The 21,617-nt window shown below is 70.3% G+C and carries 20 protein-coding genes and 1 tRNA gene; 10 read left to right on the forward strand and 11 right to left on the reverse strand.

Annotated features, from left to right (window positions below; genetic code table 11):
- The first annotated feature begins 13 nt into the window (after positions 1 to 13).
- Positions 14 to 562 carry an ECF-type sigma factor gene (locus OWM54_RS16845; RefSeq protein WP_223749320.1) on the forward strand — a complete coding sequence of 183 codons (549 nt, stop codon included), beginning with the start codon at positions 14 to 16 and terminating at the stop codon, positions 560 to 562.
- A 3-nt stretch (positions 563 to 565) separates the two neighbouring features.
- Here OWM54_RS16845 and OWM54_RS16850 read toward each other — a convergent pair whose 3' ends face one another.
- Positions 566 to 829: a hypothetical protein gene (locus tag OWM54_RS16850; protein WP_223782431.1), complete on the reverse strand. Its 264-nt coding sequence runs from the start codon at positions 827 to 829 to the stop codon at positions 566 to 568.
- Entirely contained in the window at positions 826 to 1,968 is a 1,143-nt protein-coding gene (locus tag OWM54_RS16855) for a hypothetical protein (protein ID WP_267698174.1), read from the reverse strand. The genes OWM54_RS16850 and OWM54_RS16855 overlap by 4 nt, the downstream gene beginning before the upstream one ends.
- Positions 1,969 to 2,287: 319 nt before the next feature.
- Between OWM54_RS16855 and OWM54_RS16860 the strand changes: the two genes are divergently transcribed.
- From OWM54_RS16860 to OWM54_RS16880, 5 genes are all read left to right on the forward strand, one after another.
- Positions 2,288 to 2,470, forward strand: coding sequence for a hypothetical protein (locus OWM54_RS16860; protein WP_223749317.1), 183 nt, complete (start codon positions 2,288 to 2,290; stop codon positions 2,468 to 2,470).
- A gap of 22 nt (positions 2,471 to 2,492) precedes the next feature.
- Complete coding sequence (locus tag OWM54_RS16865) at positions 2,493 to 4,298, forward strand: acyl-CoA dehydrogenase (protein ID WP_267698175.1); 1,806 nt, start codon at positions 2,493 to 2,495, stop codon at positions 4,296 to 4,298.
- 119 nt (positions 4,299 to 4,417) lie between these two features.
- Positions 4,418 to 5,233, forward strand: coding sequence for a hypothetical protein (locus OWM54_RS16870; protein ID WP_223749315.1), 816 nt, complete (start codon positions 4,418 to 4,420; stop codon positions 5,231 to 5,233).
- 617 nt (positions 5,234 to 5,850) lie between these two features.
- Positions 5,851 to 6,405, forward strand: a complete 555-nt coding sequence (locus tag OWM54_RS16875) for a hypothetical protein (RefSeq protein ID WP_267698176.1) — start codon at positions 5,851 to 5,853, stop codon at positions 6,403 to 6,405.
- Positions 6,406 to 6,829: 424 nt separating this feature from the next.
- Positions 6,830 to 8,080: a DUF1615 family protein gene (locus OWM54_RS16880; protein WP_267698177.1), complete on the forward strand. Its 1,251-nt coding sequence runs from the start codon at positions 6,830 to 6,832 to the stop codon at positions 8,078 to 8,080.
- Between the two features lie 57 nt (positions 8,081 to 8,137).
- On the opposite strand, the gene OWM54_RS16885 is transcribed toward OWM54_RS16880, so the two are convergent.
- The 4 genes from OWM54_RS16885 to OWM54_RS16900 all read right to left on the reverse strand — a co-directional run bounded on the left by OWM54_RS16885 (position 8,138) and on the right by OWM54_RS16900 (position 13,563).
- Positions 8,138 to 9,802, reverse strand: a complete 1,665-nt coding sequence (locus OWM54_RS16885) for a hypothetical protein (RefSeq protein WP_267698178.1) — start codon at positions 9,800 to 9,802, stop codon at positions 8,138 to 8,140.
- A gap of 240 nt (positions 9,803 to 10,042) precedes the next feature.
- On the reverse strand, positions 10,043 to 11,515 hold the full coding sequence (locus OWM54_RS16890; RefSeq protein WP_267698179.1) for a M16 family metallopeptidase: 1,473 nt from the start codon (positions 11,513 to 11,515) through the stop codon (positions 10,043 to 10,045).
- On the reverse strand, positions 11,512 to 12,918 hold the full coding sequence (locus tag OWM54_RS16895; RefSeq protein ID WP_267698180.1) for a M16 family metallopeptidase: 1,407 nt from the start codon (positions 12,916 to 12,918) through the stop codon (positions 11,512 to 11,514). Before OWM54_RS16895 ends, OWM54_RS16890 begins: the two co-directional genes overlap by 4 nt.
- Before the next feature lie 99 nt (positions 12,919 to 13,017).
- Complete coding sequence (locus OWM54_RS16900; RefSeq protein WP_223749309.1) at positions 13,018 to 13,563, reverse strand: hypothetical protein; 546 nt, start codon at positions 13,561 to 13,563, stop codon at positions 13,018 to 13,020.
- Between the two features lie 138 nt (positions 13,564 to 13,701).
- Here OWM54_RS16900 and OWM54_RS16905 point away from each other — a divergent pair, with 138 nt between their 5' ends.
- A complete protein-coding gene (locus tag OWM54_RS16905; protein WP_267698181.1) occupies positions 13,702 to 14,223 on the forward strand; it encodes a hypothetical protein in 522 nt (173 codons plus the stop codon).
- A gap of 36 nt (positions 14,224 to 14,259) precedes the next feature.
- Here the strand turns inward: OWM54_RS16905 and OWM54_RS16910 are convergent.
- Together OWM54_RS16910 and OWM54_RS16915 are read right to left on the reverse strand one after the other, a co-directional pair.
- A tRNA-Phe gene (locus OWM54_RS16910) sits at positions 14,260 to 14,332 on the reverse strand.
- A gap of 87 nt (positions 14,333 to 14,419) precedes the next feature.
- Entirely contained in the window at positions 14,420 to 15,214 is a 795-nt protein-coding gene (locus OWM54_RS16915) for a sigma-70 family RNA polymerase sigma factor (RefSeq protein ID WP_267698182.1), read from the reverse strand.
- Positions 15,215 to 15,334: 120 nt separating this feature from the next.
- On the opposite strand from OWM54_RS16915, the gene nhaR reads away from it, so the two are divergent.
- Positions 15,335 to 16,234: a transcriptional activator NhaR gene (gene nhaR, locus OWM54_RS16920; RefSeq protein WP_046710904.1), complete on the forward strand. Its 900-nt coding sequence runs from the start codon at positions 15,335 to 15,337 to the stop codon at positions 16,232 to 16,234.
- A 6-nt stretch (positions 16,235 to 16,240) separates the two neighbouring features.
- On the opposite strand, the gene OWM54_RS16925 is transcribed toward nhaR, so the two are convergent.
- Together OWM54_RS16925 and OWM54_RS16930 are read right to left on the reverse strand one after the other, a co-directional pair.
- The gene (locus OWM54_RS16925; protein WP_267698183.1) at positions 16,241 to 17,830 is read right to left on the reverse strand and encodes an amidohydrolase; all 1,590 of its coding nucleotides are present in this window, start codon (positions 17,828 to 17,830) and stop codon (positions 16,241 to 16,243) included.
- Positions 17,831 to 17,997: 167 nt separating this feature from the next.
- Complete coding sequence (locus tag OWM54_RS16930; RefSeq protein WP_267698184.1) at positions 17,998 to 18,210, reverse strand: hypothetical protein; 213 nt, start codon at positions 18,208 to 18,210, stop codon at positions 17,998 to 18,000.
- Between the two features lie 676 nt (positions 18,211 to 18,886).
- On the opposite strand from OWM54_RS16930, the gene OWM54_RS16935 reads away from it, so the two are divergent.
- Positions 18,887 to 20,245, forward strand: coding sequence for an NfeD family protein (locus tag OWM54_RS16935; protein ID WP_267698185.1), 1,359 nt, complete (start codon positions 18,887 to 18,889; stop codon positions 20,243 to 20,245).
- Positions 20,242 to 21,081 carry a slipin family protein gene (locus tag OWM54_RS16940; protein ID WP_223749303.1) on the forward strand — a complete coding sequence of 280 codons (840 nt, stop codon included), beginning with the start codon at positions 20,242 to 20,244 and terminating at the stop codon, positions 21,079 to 21,081. Before OWM54_RS16935 ends, OWM54_RS16940 begins: the two co-directional genes overlap by 4 nt.
- Here the strand turns inward: OWM54_RS16940 and OWM54_RS16945 are convergent.
- Positions 21,078 to 21,560, reverse strand: a complete 483-nt coding sequence (locus OWM54_RS16945) for a DUF2721 domain-containing protein (protein WP_223749302.1) — start codon at positions 21,558 to 21,560, stop codon at positions 21,078 to 21,080. The two genes, OWM54_RS16940 and OWM54_RS16945, sit on opposite strands and share 4 nt — an antisense overlap.
- Positions 21,561 to 21,617 lie beyond the last annotated feature (57 nt).

Here is a 21,617-nt window from a genome sequence, read left to right on the forward strand (position 1 = left end):
CCGAGGGGGATACATGAGCACGGCGGAGCTGGCGGAGTTGCTGGAAGGGGCGCGGGAAGAGGACTCGGGCGCTCGGGATGCGCTGATGGCGGCGGCCTGTCGGGAGCTCCAGTGGAGGCTCTCGCCGGAGGTGTCCGAGCTCACGCCCCAGCACCCCGTGCGGCTGGTGGAGGAGGCCTGGGCGCGGCTGTTCGCGGCGGGCGTCCCCCTGGAGTCCCGTCCCCGCTTCCTGTGCGCCGCGTCGCGCGCCATGCGCAAGGTCCTGGTGGACCGGGCCCGGGCGCCGCTCCTCCTGCGTCGCGCGGCGAGGCGCGAGCGGGTGAGCCTGCGTCACCTGGGAGACGAAGCGCCGGCGGGCGCCGAGCTGGAGGTGCTCCAGCTGGAGGAGGCCCTGTCGGAGCTGGAGTCCTTCCAGCCCCGGCTCGCGCGGCTGGTGGAGCTGCGCTACTTCGCGGGCCTGAGCCTGCCCGACACGGCCGGGGTGCTCGAGGTGTCCCAGGCGACGGCGCGCCGGGACTGGTCCTACGTGCGCGTCTGGCTGACCGAGCGCTTGAGCCACTGAGGCTCAGCGCCGCTTCGCCGAAGGCGGCCGGGGCAGCGCCGCGTCCGCGAGGCCCGCCAGGAGCAGGATGGGCGCCAGCAGCACGGCGCCGAACCACGTGAGCGCGTACAGGAGCCCGAAGACGAGCTCGGGCGCGCCCCCCACGCGGGTGCCCGACAGCACGCCGACATACTGCCGGCCTCCCGCCAGGTGCAGCAGCAGGAAGACGGCGACCCACACCAGCGCCATGAGGACCCTGGGCGCGCGCGACATCCGGGTGAGCATCATCGGTGGGCCTCCAGCGTTCGCGGTGACAGCGCTCGCCGCCACAGCGGACCTTGCGTCAGGGAGTACAGCAACACGGCATCGGCCAGCGGATTGCCCGCCGCGAAGCGCAGGCCGCCGTCCTCCAGGATGGGGAACGCGGCGAAGCGCAGGCTGGTGGACAGCCCCATGAGCAGCGCCTCGTCGCCGAAGGCCGAGGCCGCCACCAGCGCCAATCCGCTCGAGCCCGCGTTCGCGTTCACCAGCGGAATCGTGGGACCGGAGTCGATGTCGTCCGCGCGCGCATCCGACGCGGGCCACTCCGCCGCCCAGGCGAAGCCCAGGCGCTCGCCGATGAGCAGCGCCCGGGCGCGCTCGAACTGCTCGCGCGCGAAGTCGGCATCGACCAGCTGGAGCATGTGCGCGGCGAGCCACAGCGATGAGCCCTCGGGTCCGTCCCGCGTCGCGCCCTCGTGGGTGAAGCTGGAGACGAGCAGCCCGGTGCGCGCGTCCAGCAGGTGCTCGCGCGCCGAGCGCACCCACCGCTCGCGCAGCGAGGCGTGGCTGCGGCCATCCACCGCGTCGGACAGGCGCAGCGCGGCGAGCGCCACGGTGTTGCAGAAGATCCAGCCCTCGTCGGGATAGCTCTCCGCCGAGAGCAGCGGGGCCCGCTCCAGCTGCGCGGCCATGCGGTCCACCCGCTCGCGCAGCGGCCACGCCCACGCCTCGCGCGGCTCCACCAGCTGCCGGGCCGCGAGCATCAACGCCACCTCGCCCTCGATGAAGAGGCTGCGCCCCGAGGCGTCCCGGAACGGCGCGGCGTGCACGTACGGCAGGAGGAACGTGTCCACCCCTCCCCGCTCGTCCTCCAGCGTGCGCGTGATGAGCGTGTCGACGACGGCCAGGTGCTCCGCCCTGCGCTCCGGCTCGTGGAGCGCCAGGTTCGCGAAGGCGAGCACGCAGAAGGTGCGCGCCATCAGGTCCCACTCCGGATTGGACCGACGCAGCACGTCGCGCTCGGGGCTTTCCGCCACCAGGGCCAGGGCCCGCTGCCGCGCGGCGAGCGCCGGCACCCAGTCCCGGGGATTGTCGGGACGAAACCCCAGTTGCAGGGAGGGAACCCACACCGCCATCGCCAGCAGCAGCAGGAGCATGCGTCGCATGCCCCGGGTTATCCGCCAGCGGACAGCGCCTCCGTGGATGACGCCGGTGAACGGTCAACGCGGACAGCTGAGCGGTCGTTCGAGGCCGGGGGCCGAGCGGACGGGCGCTCGGTCTCCGTGTCGGCCAGCCGGCGGCCGGCGAGGGGGCGAGCGCTCCCCACATGGCACGGACCGGAGGGCAGACCCAAGTTGAGGAGTCGTACGTGCAAGCAGCAGCGGGTGCCTCCCGGAGCAGGAGCGTGTCATGTGGAGCACAACATCTTCGAACTGGGATTCGGGCCCGGCGCGGCGACGCCTCCTGGGGCGCCTGCGTCGCCCCATGCGCCTGGAAGGCCTGGGTGAAGCGGCGATGACGTCCGGCCTGCTGGAGGTCCTGGGCGAGCGACACCAGACGCCTCGCGGTCCCGGCAAGCGGTGGCGACGTTCCGCACTGCGAACCCACGCGCCTCGCGACGACGACGAGGAGGCCGTGGACTTCGACGAGGCCATCGCCTCCTGGTAGCGCTCCTGCTAACAACGCGGGCATGAGCGCGCCCCGCCCCAATCCGCTGCTGTCGGACCGCGACGTGGACTTCCAGCTCGACGAGGTGATTCACGTCGAGCATCTCTGCACGCTTCCCGCCTTCGCCGAGCACTCGCGCGAGACCTTCGGCCTGCTGCTCGACAGCGCCCGCCGCTTCGCGCGCGAGGTGCTCTACCCCACGTACCGCACGCTGGATTTGGAGCCCCCGTCCTTCCAGGGCGGCCGCGTGAAGGTCCACCCGCTGATGCGCGAGCTGTACCCGCGGCTCGTCGAGCTGGGCATGCTCACCGCCACCCGGCCTCCGGACGTGGGCGGACAACAGCTTCCGATGACGGTGCACGCGCTGGCCAGCGCGTACCTCATGGCCGCCAACCTCAGCGCGTACGCGTACCTGGGGCTGACGCACGGCGCGGCCCACCTCTTGGAGGTCTTCGGCTCGCCGGAGGTGAAGCAGGCCTTCATGGAGCCGCTGTACCGGGGCGAGTGGACCGGCACCATGGCCCTCACCGAGCCGCAGGCGGGCAGCAGCCTCGCGGACGTGCGCACGCGCGCGACGCCCGCGGGGGACGGCACGTGGCGCATCCAGGGCTCGAAAATCTTCATCAGCGGCGGCGACCAGGACTTCACCGAGAACGTCGTGCACCTCACGCTCGCGCGCACCGAGGGCCCCGAGAGCGGCACGCGGGGCATCTCCCTGTTCGCGGTGCCGGCGCGGCGGCGCGAGGGCGACGCGCTGGTGGACAACGACGTCCGCGTGGCGGGCGTCATCCACAAGATTGGCTGGAAGGGCATCCCCAGCCTCGCGCTCAACTACGGCGAGGCGGGTGACTGTCGCGGCTGGATGGTGGGCCCGCCGGGCCGGGGGCTCGCGTGCATGTTCCAGATGATGAACGAGGCGCGCATCATGGTGGGCCTCAACGGCGTGGCCACCGCGTCGGCGGCGTACCACGAGGCGGTGGCGTACGCGCGCGAGCGGCCCCAGGGTCGGCCCGCCGGGGCGAAGGACGCCACCCGGCCGCAGTCGCCCATCATCGAGCACGCGGACGTGCGGCGCATGCTGCTGAGACAGAAGGCCATCGTGGAGGGCGGCCTGTCGCTGCTGGTGACGGCGGCGTACCAGGCGGACCTCGCGTCACACGCCGCGGACGAGGACACGCGCCGGAGCGCGGGGCTGCTGGTGGACCTGCTCACGCCGGTGGCGAAGAGCTTCCCGGCCGAGCGCGGCTTCGAGGCGAACGCGCTCGCGGTGCAGGTGCACGGCGGCTACGGCTACTCCAGCGAGTACCTGCCGGAGGCGTGGCTCCGGGACCAGAAGCTCAACAGCATCCACGAGGGCACCACGGGCATCCAGGGCCTCGACCTGCTCGGCCGCAAGGTGGTGGCGGGCGGCGGCGCGGCGCTGGCGACCTTCGCGCAGGAGGTGGGCCGCACGGTGGCGCGCGCGAAGACGGCGGGCGTGGACGCTGGGTGGGGTGACGCGCTCGAGCGGACGTGTGGCGAGGTGGCGGAGCTCGTCTCGGAGCTCGGCGCCAAGGGCATGGCGGGCGAGGTGGAGCTGATGCTGCGCCACAGCGCGGACTTCCTGGAGCTGTTCAGCATCCTCGCGGTGGCGTGGCGCTGGCTGGAGCAGGCCGCCGCGGCGAAGGAGGGCCTGGCGCGCGGCCAGGGCGACTCGGACTTCTACGAGGGGAAGCTCGCCGCCGCGCAGTACTGGTTCGCGGTGGAGCTGCCCCGCGTGCCCCTGCTCGTCGACTTGTGCCGCACCGGCGAGGACTCCTACGCCCGGATGCGCCCCGAGTGGTTTTGAACCCACCCCGCTCGGGCTTCACACTCCGACGCCCGGCCGCCTGCTCGGAGTGTGTGAAACGACTGCTCGCTCGCTACGTTTCGGCTGCATTAATCGTTGGTGCTCGTAAGATGTGAAGGGTGTCTGTCTCTTTCCACCTCTGCCAGCCCGGTGGGGGCGCCTCGTGTGGCGCCTGCTGTGGCCTCTACAACTTCAGGGACCACTCGCGCGGGGCGCTGATGGAGCAGCTCGCGATGCAGACCGAGCGGCTGCGTCGGGTGCCGTACGAGGCGTCTGCCTGGAGCGCGGCGGCGAAGGAGCTGGTGGACGCGCGCCGAGCGGCGCCGATGTTCCCGGCGGTCCGGGTATGTCCGCTGCTGGGGTTCCTGGACAAGGACCGCAAGCAGGTGGGGTGCCTGGGGCATCCGCTGACGACGGGTGGGACGGACCTGCGGGACTGCGGCGTGTATCGCGCGTCGGTGTGTGAGACGTTCACGTGTCCGTCGTTCGGGTGGCTGACGGATGGGCAGGCGCGCCTGGTCCAGGCGGCGTGCGCGGACTGGTATCTGTATGGGCTGGTCATCACGGATGTGGAGTACGTGCGTGGCTGCCTGCGGCTGTTGGAGTGGGAGCTGGGTGGACCGGCTCGGCCGGAGCAGATGGTGGAGCAGCCCGGGGTGCTCGCGGCGGTGCGGAAGTTGTTCGCGCTGAAGGAGACGGCGCCGCGCAGGGACCCGAAGGCGGGCGTCTTCGGTCGCTTCACGAAGGACACGGAGGGCGAGCCCGTGCCTCGAATGCTCGACTACATGAAGCTCGGTGTGCGCGCTTCGCCCGAGGACGACGTGGTGCTGTGTCTGGGCTACACGCCCGACAACGCCACGGACCTGATGGCGTCGCGCGAGCTGGTGCGAACCCACGTGAAGGCCGTGGCGCGCGCGATGGCGAGCCCTCGCTGAGCGACGTCGGGGCCGGACGCATCGAGGGCTGATGTGTCGCCGATTCGACGCGGGGCGCGCGCAGTGACGTCGCGTTGACGAGCCATCCCGCTCGCGCCGAGCCATGGCGTGTCGACGGGTGGGTAGGCACGCACGCCGTGATCTCGGGTTCAGCGCCGCGCTGCCGCGGGATGCCCTCTCGAGGAGCTCGGCCACGCAGCAGGCGGGCAGACGCCGTCAGGGACTGACGAGGGCACAGGCCCCCGGGCTGGTTGGCTGGAGCACGGCGTTTGCACGGACCTCCTCGCAGGTCACTCCGAATGAGAACGCGAGGTGCGCGGATGGGTAGTCGATGGGCGTGGGTGGGAATGTTGGGTCTCTGCGCGTGCGTCACGGGCTGTGCCGAGCGCCAGGGACACGAAGGTGGAAGGGCGGCTCGCGCCACGAGTGGACAGTCCGAGCAGGTCGAGTCTCCCGAGTTGGCGGGCCTCGTCGGGACTCCGACGGGTACTGAGCAGAACACCGGCACGAGCACGGTCGGCGACACGCGAGGCAACCCTGTAACGGGTACAGCCCCGGGCAACACCGCGGCGGGCTCGCGGACTCCTGGCACCGCGCAAGGCAACGCTGCCACGAGTGTGAGGAACACCGGCTCCGCGCAGGGCAACACCGCGAGCACGGGCAACGCCAGCACGGGCGCGCGGAACTCCGGCACCGCGCAGGGCAACACCGCGAGCACGGGCAACGCCAGCACGGGCGCGCGGGACACCAGCACCACGCAAGGCACGGGCGCGCAGGGCAACGCCACCGCGAGCACGGGGACCGGTGGCGCGGGTCGCATCATGATTGGCACCGAGGCGGTGCAGGCGAGCGAGGACGAGGACTGGTTCAAGGGAGCCGCGCGAGCGGCGCAGGCCGCGCTCCCCGAGGACACGTCGAACCGCTCCCTCGAGGACGTGGTCATCGCCTCCAGCGCCGTGAGCGGCCGGGTCAAGCGCGTGGGCCGCGACACCATCACCGTGCGAGACCGCGAGGGCAACGACTACGTGCTCACGCTCGACGAGCGCAGCCAGGGCATGCGCCAGGGCCGGCGCGTGTCGTTGCGCCAGCTCCAGGAGGGCACGCCGGTGCGAGCGGGTTTCGTCCTCATGGGAGGCCGCAGCGTCGCGCGCGACGTGCGCATCCGCCGCTAACAGGCAGTTGCTGACGGGAGCATACGTCCGCCTCTCGCCGAGCCGAGTCCACGACCACGCCACGAGGACACGCCCGAGCGCCATCGGGCTTCGTCTTCATGGAAGGTCGCGGTGCCCCGCGACGCACGCCTCCGCCACGGCCAAGCAGGTGCAGACAATCACGCCACGAGGACACGCCCGAGCCATCGGGCTTCGCCATCCTGGAGTCGTCACCACGTCGCACGCGAGGTGCGACCCACCCGCGCTCCCGTGCGAACACATTCCGCCTCCTCCTGAGCCAAGGTAGGATGACGCCCCGAGTCACGGACTGAATGCCTCCGCGGTCCCGCCGTCGACGAGCACGGCGGCGGGAGGAAGTCGCCGTACCGGCTGTTCCACCGTCCGACATCGGTGGAGCGGTGTGCCGCATCTCGGAGGCGCGCGGATGGATGACCCAGGCCCAGGTGGAACCGGAACGCGACGCCGCGGAGCTCAGCGCGTCGCCTGGGCCCTGCTGTGTCTCGTCACCGCCTGCGCCCCCCGAGGCGCGGGCACGCCCGAGCCCACCGTCCCGCCCCCTCCCAGGCTCTCCGTCCAGCAGGTCACCCGCCTCATCCCCACGCACGTGAAGGAGAAGGAGGGCTGGGCCCGTGACGTGCTCGCCGCGCTGGAGGCGGAGGACGTGCCGCCTTCTCCCGTCGCGGTGTGCTCCGTGCTCGCCATCATCGAGCAGGAGTCCGGCTACAAGGCGGACCCCGCCGTGCCGAACCTCTCGCGCATGGTGCGCGCGAAGCTGGAGGAGCACGCGGACACGCTGGGCCCGCTCGGTCACAAGGCCCTGGCCTCGGTGCTCTCGGGCAAGGCGCCTGGACAGAAGCGCACGTTCGACGAGCGGCTGCGCGCCGTGCAGACCGAGCGGGACCTCGACAAGCTCTTCCGCGACATGCTCGCGTTCTACGAGGCCGAGTACCCCACCACTTACGCCACGATGAACCTGGCCAGCGCCCTGTTCTCCTCGCGGCGACTGGAGGACTTGAACCCCGTCACCACCGCGGGCTCCATGCAGGTGAGCGTCCGCTACGCGGTGGAGAAGGCGGGCGAGGACGCGGACCCGGTGAAGGTGCGCGACGCGCTGTACACCCGCGCGGGCGGCGTGCGCTACGGCACCGCGAGACTGCTCGGCTTCGAGGCCGCCTACCCCCAGCCCCTCTTCCGCTTCGCGGACTACAACGCCGGGGTCTACGCCTCGCGCAACGCCGCGCTCCAGGCCCAGGTCAGCCAGCTCACCGGCGTGTCGCTGGTGCTCGACGGAGACCTCCAGCTCTACGACAAGAACGGCGAGCCCAAGAGCCAGGACAGCAAGTCGCTGACGGCGCTGCTCACCTTCCGTCGCACGCTCGCCCCGGACCTCAGCGAGCGTCAGGTCCGCCGCGACGTGAAGAAGGAGAAGGAGGAGTCCTTCGAGTCCACGGAGACCTTCCGCGCGGTGAAGCGCGTCTTCGCGAACCAGACGGGCCAGTCCCCCGTCTACGCGCAGCTGCCGCAGGTGACGCTCCAGAGCCCGAAGCTGAAGGGCGAGCGCACCACGGCCTGGTTCGCCCGCTCCGTCGACGCGCGCTTCCAGAAGTGCCAGGGCCGCTACCGCGACTCGACGAAGCCGCCACCTCGCGCCCGGGACATCCAGGGCGCGAAGTGACCCGTCCACCGGGAGCCCCATGCACGCAGGGCTCCCGGCGTGCTCACCCGCCGCGCGTCACGGCGTGGTGAAGTACGAACTCGTGGTGGCGAACGAGCGATACGGCAGTCGATCCAACGTCCGGAAGGGGTAGGTGTGGATGTTGGAGTTCGGGCTGTCGATGGCGCTCACCGTGGCGATGTAGCTGGTCGCGGGCTCCAGGGTATCCGGTGGCAGGCGCACCTGGGTGACGGAGCCGGGCATGTAGAGCACCCGCCAGGTGAACGCGAAGCCGAAGTCCGGATCGAACCGCTGGATGCTGACGCGATAGGCGCTGGGCGTGCCGACCAGCGGCGGCGTCCACGCGAGCACCGGGCTGACGGTCCCCACCCTGCGCGGAATCGTGGCGGACACACCATCGATGGTGAAGGCGAGCGGAGGCGACAGCTTGGGCACCAGGGGCCCGGCGATGAGATTGTCGACCGCGTCCCACTCCGTATAGCCCCCGGTGATGCTGCCCAGCCGGCCCGAGCCATCCGGCATGCGCTCCTGGTTGCGGAACGAATAGGACACCACGCCGATGACGCCCCAGTTCGACGGATAGGGATTGCCGAACCGCAGACGCGCCGTGAGGTCATACGCGGTGCCACGCGGCAGGCTCAGGCTGAGCAGCTCTCCGGTATAGCCAATCCACCCCTCCTGCAATCCGTGAGGACCGGGCACCAGGTCCAGCCGCGGTATCCCCGGCTGCGCATTGGGGTGGACCTGCGAGGCGAAGCGCGCGAAGTCAGGCAGCCGCCACTCGATGGGGAACTCCCGCATCCGCGCCGGCTGGAGCAGCCCGGTGACAGGCATGGGCGTGAAGCCATCCGGCAGGAAGTCGAAGGCCCCCACCTGCGCGGAGCGCTCCACGGCGGTGTAGGCCAGCGGCCGTCCATCCGGCAGGGAGCCCGCGCTGAACTCGCTGAGCTGGTTGACGTAGAGCCGGTCTCCCCTGTCCGCCTCGAAGACCGGAAGGTTGCCCAGGCCCGAGTCCATCACGGCGTTGGACGTGACGATGGACGTCGCGCCATCCGGGATGAAGTCGAAGACGCTCGCGGTGGAGTACAGGTCCACCTGCGACGAGGTGAGCTGGAGGCTGGAGCCGGGCTGCGTGCCGCTCTCCCAGTTCTGCCATGGCGCCAGGTTCAGCAGGTTGACCTGGAGCGGCGAGGACGACACGTCCACGTATTGCGCGTCGGAGCGGCCCAGGCGGTTGCGGCCGACGTCCACGTATCTCGAGTTCGTGACGAGGAAGGTGGACCCCGTGCGCACGTAGTACGGCCCCTGGCGGATGCCGGTGAACCTCCAGCCGCCCTCCGGGCCCGGCGAGCCCTGATGGAGCTCGAACGTCGAGCCGGTGGGCACGAGGATTTCGGGCGGATTGGCGGACAGGTCCTCCTGGCGCTCGGCGATGCCAACAGAGGTGTGGAAGCGGGTGGTGCTCATCACCTGGACCACGCCCCAGGGTGCGCCCGCGTCGACGGAGGGCACGCCGCCATCCGTGGGCACGCCGCCATCCGGCTCGCAGCCCTCGGCGATGGGCTCCCCCATCCACGTCCCATCCCCGGTCGAGTCCGTGTCCGTATCGACGGAAGCCAGCCCGGCGCCGAGTCCGCTCGACCCGGGCGCACCACTTCCACACCCCACCAGCCACGCGACGCACGTCGCGCCCAGCAGGAAAGACCATCGCGGCGATTTCATGAGAGCCCCCTTCGGAAGAAAGCCCCGGCACGCTAGCCGAGGCCCTCCAGCCGGCCCAGGGGGCGCTCGCGATGAATCACATCCAGCAAGCATCCGTGCGAGGTTTGCGCAATCCAGGCCCGTCAGGTGTTGCGGGCCATTTCCTCACAAGGATGTCTGTCCATGGACCGGACGCACCGCGCCCCCCGGCGCCGACGTGGTGTCGGCGGACCCGGAGGGCGCGATGGGACCACCAGGGTTTCAGCGCTTGGCGGGCGCGGCCGCCGGGGCGAAGCGCTTGTCGGAGATCTTCATCTCCGTGACGGGGCCGTACTTGCGAGCCATCTCCCGGATGGCGGAGGCCTTGCCAATGAAGACGAAGGTCAGGTTCTCCGGCGCGGGCAGCGTGCGCTGGAGGACGGCGCCCACGGACTCGCGGGTGGCGGCGGACACGGCGGTGGCGAAGCCATCCACGTCGCTCGCGTCCAGGTTGTAGAAGGCCAGCTCCGACAGCTTGTTGGCCACCTGGCCGCCCGTCTCCAGCCGGGGCGGGAACTGGCCCAGCACGTAGGACTTGGCGGACGCGAGCATGGCGTCATCCATGCCCGTCTTGCGGTAGCGGCTGTACACCTCCAGCGCCATGTCGATGGCCTTGTCCGTCTTCTCCGTCTGGGTGAAGGAGAAGATGGCGAAGGTGCCCGGGTGGGCGCTCGGAGCGAAGTAGGCGCGGGCGCCGTAGGTGAGGCCGGACTTCACGCGCAGCTCGGTGTTGAGCAGCGAGGTGAAGCGTCCGCCGAGCACCGTCTCCACCAGGTTGGCGGTGACGCGGTCCGCGTCGTTGCGCGCGATGCCCGTGTTGCCGATGGTGAAGTAGGTCTGCGTGGCGTCGGGCTTGTCGACGAGCAGGACGCGGCGGCCCTGGGAGACGGTGGTGGCGGGCACCTGGGGCGCGGGGCTCGCCGCCTTGGCCCAACCACCGAGCGCGGCCTCCAGCTTCGCCGCGAGCGCCTTGCTGTCGAAGTCACCGACGACGGAGAGGATGAGCCTGTCACCGCCGAGCTGGTTCTTGGCGTAGGCGAGCACGTCCTCGCGGCTGAGCGTGGGCAGCGAGGCCTCGGTGCCGCCCACGGGGGTGCCGTAGGGGTGGCCTGAGAACTGGTACGCCTCGAAGTAGGTGTTGATGAGGCCGCGCGGGTCACCGTCCTTGGCGGCGGTGATTTCGGAGGCCATGCGCTCGCGCGTCTTCTCCAGCTCGTCCTGGGCGAAGCGCGGGCGGGTGAGCAGGTCCGCGAGCAGCTCCACCATCAGCGCGCTGTCGCGGGACATGAACTGGCCGTTGACGACCAGGTTCTCCAGGTCGGCGCGGGTGTCGAGCATCGCGCCGACGCCGTCCACCGCCTCGGCGAACTGGCGGGCATCGCGGGCGCCGGCGCCCTTCTGGAGCAGCTCCGCGGTGAGGGCGGCCAGTCCCTCCTTGCCGGACGGGTCGGCGAGCGCGCCGCCGCGCAGCCACGCGCTGAAGGCGATGAGGGGCACCTCCTTGCGCTCGACGAGGAGCAGCTTCGCGCCGTTCTTGAGCGTGACGGTGGTGGGCTTGGGCAGCTTCACGCCCTGGGCGGCGGCGGGCGCGGCGGTCGGGGTGGGCTTGGACGGCGCGGCGCCCTGGGCGGCGGCGGTGCCCGAGGAGAGCAGGACGGCGGCGAGGACCGTCTTCCAGGTGAGGGGGGCGATCATCGCGTGGCGTCCTTGCGAGCGGCGGGGGTGGCGACTTCGGCGGCGTCAGTGGGGACGAGCCAGCCGACGGTGCGGCGCTGGGTGACGAAGATGCGGGCGGCGACCTTGCGGACGTCCTCGCGGGTGACGCGCTCGTAGCGGGTGGGGGCGTCGAAGACCTTGCGGTAGTCGCCGCGGAAGACCTCGGAGGCGCCGAGCGTGTATGCGCGGCCGCTGATGGTCTCCAGCGAGCGCCAGTGGTTGGCGAGGGTGATGTTGCGCGCCTTGCGCAGCTCGGCCTCGGTGACGCCGTCCTTGGCGACGCGGGTGACCTCCTCGGTGAGGAGGGCCTCGGCGCGGGCGAGGTCGCCGCCGGCGGGCAGGTCCGCGGTGAGCCAGACGAGGCCGGGGTCGAAGCCGGGGGAGTACATGGTGCCGGCGCGGATGGCGACGCGCTCCTCCTCCACGAGGCGGCGGTGGAGCCGGGACGAGTCACCATCTCCGAGGATGTTGAGCAGCAGGGTGAGGGCCTCGGCGTCCGCGTCGTTGCCGGCGATGCCGTGGTAGGCGAGCTGGAGCAGCGGCGACTGGGAGACCTTCTTCACGACGACGCGGCGCTCGCCTTGCTGTTCGGGCTCCTGGGTACGGACGGGCTCGGGGGCGGGCTGCGAGGGGATGGGCTCGAGGTACTTCTCGACGAGGGCGAAGATTTCGGCGGGGGTGACGGCGCCGGTGACGATGAGGGTGCCGTTGTTGGGGGCGTAGTAGGTTTTGAAGTAGCGCTGGAGGTCTTCGATGCGCCACGACTCGATGTCGGACGGCCAGCCGATGACGGGGAACTGGTAGGGGTGGGCGACGAAGGCGGTGGCCTGGACCTGTTCGGCGAGGGCGCCCATGTTGTTGTTGTCCACGCTGGAGCGGCGCTCCGAGTAGACGACGCCGCGCTCGGACTCGATGACCTTGGGGTCGAAGGACAGGTGTTGGAGCCGGTCGGCCTCGAGCTGGAAGATGATGTCGAGGGCGGAGCGGGGGAACCAGTCCTGGTAGACGGTGACGTCTTCGGAGGTGAAGGCGTTGTTGGAGCCGCCGTTGGCCTCCATGACGCGGTCGAACTCACCGGGGCCGAACTTCTTGGCGCCGTTGAACATCATGTGTTCGAAGAAGTGGGACAGGCCGGTGATGCCGGGGTACTCGTTGCGGCTGCCGACGCGGAACCAGTTGAAGAGGGCGACGTTGGGGATGTCATGGTCCGGCCAGACGATGACCTTGAGGCCGTTCTTGAAGGTGCGCGTCTCGACGTTGGCGCCGAGCTTCTGGGAGGACGCGGCGGCGGGCTTGGGGGCCTTGGCCTGTGTCTGGGCGCCGGCGACAGGAGCCGCCAGCAGCGCCAGGCACGACGTCCAGAGGAGGGACTGACGGAACATCCGTGCTCCTGAGGTGGAGGAAGACGCCCGGGAACGGGCGGCGGGGCACGATATTCCGTTTTCGGGCGGGGGGCCTACCGAGCGGGGAGGATGACGCGCTCAGGCGCCGAGCACACCGCGCAGCACGTCCTGGAAGTAGTTGATGCTTCCGACGTGCGTCTGGTGGTGCCTGGCGGACTGGTGCAGGCGGAGGACGACGGCCTCGAACTCGGCCTTGCTCACGTCGCGCAGGGACATGTAGAGGCGCGCGGCGCCCTGCAGGTACGAGAACAGGGGGTTGCGGTCCGTGCCATCCGGGCGGCGCGCGAGGTGGCGATAGAGCCGCTCGAACTCCTGGTCCGTCTCCGTGTTGCGCACGGCGCGGCAGTAGCCGGCGGCCGTGGCCTCGAGGAGCATGAAGAACGGGTGATACTCGGGAGGCGGAGTCTTGGTGAAGTCGGGGGGGACCTTGTCACCGGTCCACAGCTTGGAGATGGTCTGGAGCGTGACGTGCGCGAGCTTCTCGCCATCACGCACCAGGGCGCGGGGGCCCACGGGGACCACGTGCTTCTTGTCGGCGTCCCACTCCACGGCGACAAACAGCCGGTCCGGCGCATCCGCCTTCACGCCCGCCTTCTCCAGCTCCGCCACTGCGTTCGCGTCCATCTCGAGTCACTCCTCCGAGCCCTCTCTCTACCCTGCCCCAGGCGTCCTGTGCACCCGGCTTCGCACGAGGTCGTCTGCTCGCCGTCACCTCGCTCGACGATGGGCCCACCACGCCGCGCGGGATAGCCTGCACACATCATGACGAGCCCACGCTTCCAGGGACCCGACTGGACGGCCGCACTCCATCATCTCGAGCACGGGCCGCTGTTCGCGTTCTCCGGCTGGCCCCACCGCACCCTCCCGAGCATCGCCGCGGGCGTGTACTCCATCTGGAGAGACCAGCAGCTCGTCTACGTAGGAATGGCAGGCAGAGGTCCGCTCGTGGAAGAGCCCTCCTCCACCAAACCCAGGGGACTGGCGGACCGACTCAGGAGCCACGCCAGCGGACGGCGCAGCGGAGACAAGTTCTGTGTCTATGTTTGCGACCGGCTGGTGCTCCCCACCTTGTCACCCGAGGACATCCAGCAAGTCTCGAGCGGAGTCCTGTCACTGGATGAGCGGACCCAGGCGTTCATCCACGCGCACCTCGGCTACCGGTTCGTTCAGGTCCCGGACGGCGCCTCCGCCCTGAGCCTGGAGAACCAGGTGAAGGGTGGCGCCCTCTCCTGCGGCCCGCCCCTGCTCAATCCGCACACCCGCCGGAAAAACAAAGGGCCCTGAACCAGAGAGGTCCAGGGCCCTCAAGTCTTCAACGTGTGCCCAGGGGCGGAATCGAACCACCGACACGGGGATTTTCAGTCCCCTGCTCTACCGACTGAGCTACCTGGGCGTACGGGTCACCGCGAGAAGCCGCGCTCTCATATCGAGCCCGTCCCCAGGCCGTCAAGCACCCATTTGACGGCCCTTCACCTCCACGTCACGCCGCCCGCGGCATCGCCTCCGCGTCCCAGGTCGTCAGACTGGCCGTGAGCCTCTTCTTCAGCTTCGCCCTCAGCCCCTGCTCGATCTGCCGGATGCGCACCGCCGTCACCCCGAAGCGCTGGGCCAGGAACTCCGCGCTCACCCCCTCCTCCACCATCATCCGCTCCTCCACCAACGCCCGCTCCCGCGCGTCCAGCTCCGGCCAGGCCGCCTCCACGCTCGCCCGCAGCCTCGCCGCCCACTGCGCCCGGTCCACCGAGTCCTCCTGCGACTCGAAGTCCCCCTCCAACACCTCCAGCCGCGTCACGTCCCCGTCCTGCGTCACCGGCGCGTCCAGCGACACGTCGCGCGTCAGCGACTCCGCCGCCCGGGCCACGTCCTCCTCCTTCTTGCCCAGCGCGTCCGCCAGCCGCCGCACCACCTCCGGATGCCCCTCCCCCCACCGGGCCTCCAGCCGCGCCCGCTCCCGCCGCAGTTGGAACACCACCCAGGGCGCCCGCCCACCCGCCATGCTCCAGTTGCGCCCCACGTACGCCCGGATGCGCGCCCGGATCCACTGACTCGCGTACGCCCCGAACGGAACCCCCCGCTCCTCGAACCGCCCCGCCGCCTCCATCAACCCGACGTTGCCCTCCGCCACCAGCTCGTCCTGCGGAAGCCCCGTCCAGCGGTACTTCCATGCCAACCGCTCCACCAGATTCAGGTGCTCTCGTACCCGCGCCTCGACCACCGCGCCCGACACCTCAAGCTCAGGGGACTCGCAGAACTCGCTCACCTTGATGGCTTCCATGGACCTCCTCCGGGTCATTCGCGGCGAACCAATCGCCGCGAACGACCCAAGAGATAAGTCACCGCCATCCTTAAAAAAATTAGGTAGTTTGAACTGAATCCATAGGTTATTTCTAAGCCCATGAGCTGGCTCAACTACCACCATCTCCTGTATTTCTGGACGGTTGCGCGGGCGGGCAGCATCGCCAAGGCGGGCGAGGAATTGCACCTCGCCCAGCCGACCATCAGCAGCCAGCTCAAGCTGCTGGAGGAGTCGCTGGGCCACAAGCTCTTCGAGCGACAGGGCCGCAAGCTGGTCCTCACGGACGTGGGCCGCACCGTGATGCGGTACGCGGACGAAATCTTCCGCCTGGGCAACGAGCTGAAGAACGTGGTCGCGGGCCTCCCCCCGGGTCAGCAGCTGCGGCTCAACGTGGGCATCCTCGACGTCATCCCGAAGCTGGTGGCCGAGCAGCTCCTCAAGCCCGCGCTCGAGGCGGGACCCTCCTTGCGCATCATCTGCCGCGAGGGCCCGCTGCCCCAGCTGCTCGCCTCCCTGGCGCTGCATGAGCTGGACGTGGTGCTCGCCGATGCCCCCAGCTCCGAGCCGGTCAGCGTCCGCTCCTTCAATCACTTGCTGGGCAAGTGCGGCGTGTCCTTCTTCGCGGCCAACAACCTGCGCCACCTGAAGAAGGACTTCCCCCGCTCGCTCGACGGAGCGCCCGTGCTGCTCCCCTCGGACGAGTCCTCCGTGCGCCGCTCGCTGGACCTCTGGTTCGAGCGACAGAACCTGCGCCCGCTCATCGCCGGCGACTTCGACGACAGCGCGCTGCTCCAGGCCTTCGGGCAGAGCGGGCACGGCGTGTTCGCCATGCCCTCCGTCATCGAGTCGCAGATGGAGCGCGCCTTCAACTGCTCCGTCATCGGGCGCACCGACGAAATCGAGACCTGCTTCTACGCCATCACCGTCGAGCGACGCCTGCGCCACCCCGCCGTCGTCGCCATCGCCGAGGCGGCGCGCTCGCAGATCTTCAGCGTGTGAGCGGCGTCACGGCGACTCGCGGAACACCTCCACGCCCGCCACCACCGTCGCGAGGACTCGCGCGTCCACCAGGCCCCTCGCGGCGCCCTCCACCGGGTCCACGGACAGGGCCACGAAGTCCGCGTCCTGTCCGGGCGCCAGTCGTCCGCGCCGTGCCTCCTCGAACGACGCCCACGCGGGGCCCAGCGTGAAGCCCTCCAGGGCCTCATGTCCGGTCAGGGCTTCTTCCGACCTCCAGCCGCCCTCGGGTCTGCCCGTGGCGTCCTGCCGCGTGCGCGCCGCGTACAGGCCCGCCAGCACGTCCGGGTTCTCGATGGGGAAGTCGCTGCCCAGCGCGAGGTTCGCGCCAGCGTCCTTCAGGCTGCGCCACGCGTAGGCGCCACGCAGCCGCTCGTGGCCCAGCCGCGTCTCCGCCCAGGGCATGTCGCTGGTCGCATGCGTGGGTTGCACACTCGCCACGAGCTTCGCCGCGCCCAGGCGCGTGATGTCCTCGCGTCGGAGAATCTGCGCGTGCTCGACACGGTGTCGCAGCGCCTGCGTCCCCGTCGCCTCGGAGGCTCGCAGCAGCACGTCCACGACCAAGGTATTGGCACGGTCTCCAATGGCGTGGATGCAGACCTGGAAGCCCCTCGCCATGAACGCGCGCGTCCTCGCCTCCAGTTCCTCAGGGGACATCAACAACAGCCCGCGCTGGCCGGGCTCGTCGCTGTAGTCCTCGTGGAGCGCGGCGCCTCGGCTCCCCAACGCGCCATCCGCGAGGAACTTCACCGCGCGCATCGTCAGCATCCGCCCCTGCCAGGGACCCTGCTCCAGGTACGCGTGCCGCTCGTCGCCCTGCCCTGCCGCCATCGCGTAGACTCGCAGGGGCAGCGTGCCCTGTGCGTCCCATTGCTGGAGGACGCGGAAGGCCTCCAGGTCCATGCCCGCGTCGTGAATGCCTGTCAGGCCCACCTGGGCACAGCGCTCCAGCGCCGCGCGCAGTCGCGTCTCGAGCTGGTCCTTCGTGGGCGGAGGCATCGCCGCGGCCACCACGTCCATCGCGTTGTCCACGAGCACACCCGTGGGCTCTCCCCGCCCATCCCTCAGGATGCGGCCGCCTTCCGGGTCCTGCGTGTCTCGGGTGATGCCCGCGCGTCGGAGCGCCTCGCCGTTCACCCACGCCGCGTGGTGGTCCACTCGCGTGAGGAACACCGGCGTCGACGGGAAGCGTGCGTCGAGCGCTTCGCGCCCTGGGAAGGCTCCGCCGGGCCACTCGTTCTGGTCCCATCCACGTCCCAGCAACCAGTCCCCCTGGAAGCTGGAGGCAGGCGCCTGCGCCAGGCGACGCACCACCTCGTCCACCGAGGGCGCCTTCTCCAGGCGCACCGTGGTGAGGCTCCGGCCCAGCCCGTGGATGTGCGCGTGCGCATCCACCAGACCGGGGACCACCGTGGCGTCACCCAGGTCCACCTCTCGCGCGCCAGGAGCCGCGGCTCGCACGTCGTCCGGTGAGCCCACGGCCAGCACGCGGCCATCGCGCACGGCCAGGGCTCGGGCCCGTGGATGCTCGGCATCCAGTGTCCAGATTCGCTCCGCCAGATAGACCGTGGTCGCCACCGTGCGCCTCCGTGGGTGCTTGCCTGTGCCCGCGCACTGTGCGCGAGCCTCGGCGTGCTGTCACGGGCCGCATCCAGATGGCTCGGCACGGACGTCCCTCACGGAGGCATCCGTGCCGCTCGAATCATGATGGCTGCGTAAGACGAGGGTCGGCCATGCGCTGGTCGCTACGGCGTCTGCGTCGTGCCCGCGTCCGCCTCGGCGGGCATGGGCGTGGCGGGACCTGGCGGTTCGTTCGGCACCGTCTGCACGGGCTCTCTCACCTGATCGGGCCCCTGTATCGGCGCCTGCGTCTCAGTCCCGGGCGGCTGCGTGGTCTTACAGGCGAACGCTGCGGTGGCACCCAAGCCCAGGGCTGCGATGAGTACGACACGGCGCATGAATCCTCCTCGTCCAAGATGATGGGACTGCCTGTGGCGGCCCATGCCGCGCGAACCTCCTGAACCCAATCTGGGCATGACGCCGGGTCCCACCAGCCGTTGAGCGGCCTGGCAGGGGGGCGCCCGCTCACGATGCCGGATACCGGACATGCGGAGCGCCCTCGAGGAAGAGGCCGTCGGCCATGAGCACCGTTGTGTCGGGAGGGCCTCACCCCTGGGAGCTTCACGGCCATGCGGGATGTCGTCGATGCCGGCAAGCGAGCACCCGCCATTCATCGTGGCGTCGCGCTCGACGTGCTTCCGCGCCGCGCCGCGCTCCTGCGTGGAGGCCGCGCTGAGCCGCTGAGCGGAGTGCTTGGTGACAGCTACGTCGCGGCCATCCTGCGCGCCCTGGAGTCACGCGGCTCCGTCCATTGCCTCGAGACTGACTGGGAGGGTTTCCACGGTGATGGAGTGTCCGCTCTGCGCCTCGGCAACTTCCTCCTTCGGAGGTCGCGCGACATCGACCGGTGCGTCGAAGCCGCGTGGAGGCCGAGGTCGTGCGGCAACAGCACCGGCTCCGAGGCGGATTGGCGGCGGCGCAGCAACGTCTGTCCGCGACGGCTCGACGCCCCGCGGGGCGCCCTCCAGGGCTCGCTCCAGTTCCAGGAGGTGTGACGTGTGGCCCTCTCGTTCCATGGGAGCCTCGACACTCCAGCACACGCGGCGACTCGGAGCGATGGGGCTCCTGCTGTCACTGTCACTGGGGTTGCTCGCGGCGACACCGCCGACAGAGGTTCCTCACGACACGGTGGCTCGCTGTGAGCTGGATGGCGTGGTCGACTCCGGCTCGGGCGCATATCTGGTCGACTGCGTTCGGCGCGCGGAGCTGGGTGGGCACTCGGCGCTGCTGGTCCGATTGGATACGCCGGGTGGCTCGCTGGAGGCCACGCACGCCGTCGTGCGCGCCTTCCTGGGCTCGTCCGTGCCCGTGCTCGTCTGGGTGGGCCCTTCTGGTGCGCATGCGGGCAGCGCAGGTGTGTTCATCACCCTCGCCTCGAATGTGGCCTCCATGGCTCCGGGCACCCGAATCGGCGCCGCACATCCCGTGGTGGGACTCACCGGCGAGGACCCGGAGGCGGCGGGAGGCTCGCAGCTCGCGCGGAAGGTAGAGAACGACACCGTCGCCTTCGCGGAGAGCATCGCGAAGCAGCGCGGGCGCAATGCCTCCTGGGCCGCCTCCGCCGTGCGCGACAGCGTCGCCGTCAGCGCGGACCAGGCCCGTGAGCTGCGCGTGGTGGAGTACCTGTCCTCGAGTGAAGAGGGGTTCCTCGACCAGGTGCATGGACGCGCGGTCCAGGTGGCCAGCGGGGACACCGTGCACCTGGACACCCGCGATGCGCGGTTCGTGGAGCTGACGCCCGGTCTGTCACAGAGACTGGTCCATGCTCTCGCGCATCCCTCGCTCGTCTACCTGTTGTTCCTCATGGCCGCGCTCGGGCTCGTCGTCGAGCTGACCCATCCGGGCGGCATCGCTCCAGGGCTCCTCGGCGCGGTGGCGCTGGTGCTCGCGCTCATGGCGTCCTCCGCGCTGCCCGTTCGCACGGGGGCGCTGCTGCTGTTGCTGCTCGGCGTGGCGCTCATCGTCGCGGAGCTGTTCGTCACCAGTGGACTGCTCGGGGCCTCGGGCGTGGTGTTGTTGGGATTGGGTGGACTGTTCCTCGTGGACCGGTTCGACCCGGGCTGGTTCGTGGACCCGTCCTTCCGCGTGACGTGGGCCTGGTTGATTCCCACCACGCTGGTGCTCGCGGGGGCCACGGCCTACATCGCGTGGCGAGGCGCGCAGACGCGCAAGTTGCCGCAGCTCGGCGGTGACGCGGGGCTCGTCGGCGAGGAGGGCACCACGCTCTCGCCCACTTCGCCCGAGAACGGCGAGGTCTTCGTCCACGGTGAGCGCTGGCGCGCCACCTCTCCCAAGCCCCTCCGCCAGGGCACCCACGTGGTGGTCCGTCGTGTGGACGGGCTCACCCTCTTCGTCGACGAGGTGAAGCCATGACCGACGTATTCGGACTGCTCGGGTTCCTCATCCCCCTGGGCGCCGTCTTCCTGCTGTTCCTCTCCGGCGTGCGCATCGTCACCGAGTACCAGAACGGCGTGGTGTTCCGGCTGGGACGCTACGTGGGACTGAAGCGCGCGGGCTTCCGCTGGCTCATCCCCTTCGTGGAGCGCATGGTCATCATCGATCTGCGCACCGTGGCTCGGGACGTGCCGCCCCAGGACGTCATCACGCGGGACAACGTGAGCGTGAAGGTCAACGCCGTCGTCTACTTCCGCGTCATCCAGGCGGACAAGGCCGTGCTCCAGGTGGAGGACTATCTCTATGCCACCAGTCAGCTCGCGCAGACCACGCTGCGCGCGATCCTGGGGCAGGTGGAGCTGGACCAGTTGCTCACGGAGCGCGAGCGCATCAACCGCGAAATCCAGCAGGTGCTCGACTCGCACACGGACCCGTGGGGCATCAAGGTCTCCAACGTGGAGGTGAAGCACATCGACCTGCCGCTGGAGATGCAGCGCGCCATCGCGCGACAGGCCGAGGCGGAGCGCGAGCGCCGCGCGAAGATCATCGCCGCCGAGGGCGAGCATCAGGCCGCGGAGAAGCTCTCCATGGCGGCGGACGTGCTCAGCCGCAACCCGGCCACGCTCCAGCTTCGTTATCTCCAGACGCTGGTGGAGATCACGACGGGCGGAAACCACACCATCCTCCCCATCCCGCTCGACATCCTGCGCGCCGTCGGCGCCGCGGCGGCCCGGAGCGGCTTCGGCTCGCGTGACGACTCACGCCATGGACTCGATGACGATGAGGAGAGCCCTCCCGCGGGCGGACTCACCTAACTCGACCGCGGCCTGCGCTTGCTCCCGAAGAGCTCCTCGCGCTCCAGTTGGATGGCCAGCCGGCTCAGCCGCAGCGAGGCCAGCGCCAGCACCGCCACCGCGCCCAGGAGCAACACGCCCAACGCGAACGCCACCACCGGCAACGGCTCCGGGATGTCGAGCTGACGCTTCGTCAGATACAAGAGCGACGTCACCACGAACGACAACAGCGCCGTGTACGTGAGCGCGATGGCCCTCGCCAGGATCGCGTGCCGCCGGTCCAGGATGTCCACCTCCTGCCGCAACACCTCCCGCCGCGTGTGCCCCTCCGGCAACAGCCGCACCTCCCTCAACATCTCCCGCATCCGCGTCGTCATCCGCGCAATCTGATTGTCCAACCCCGTCGCCACGATGCCGCACGCCGACACCATCACCGCCGGCGTCACCGCCGTCCCAATCAACCGTATCGACGAGACGTCCAACCCTTCCGCACCGTTCATCCCCCCTCTGTTCCACCCCTCCCCACCCCACGCAACCCATCCGCCCATCTCGACACC

Source organism: Myxococcus sp. MISCRS1, assembly GCF_026626605.1.
Lineage (GTDB): Bacteria > Myxococcota > Myxococcia > Myxococcales > Myxococcaceae > Myxococcus > Myxococcus fulvus.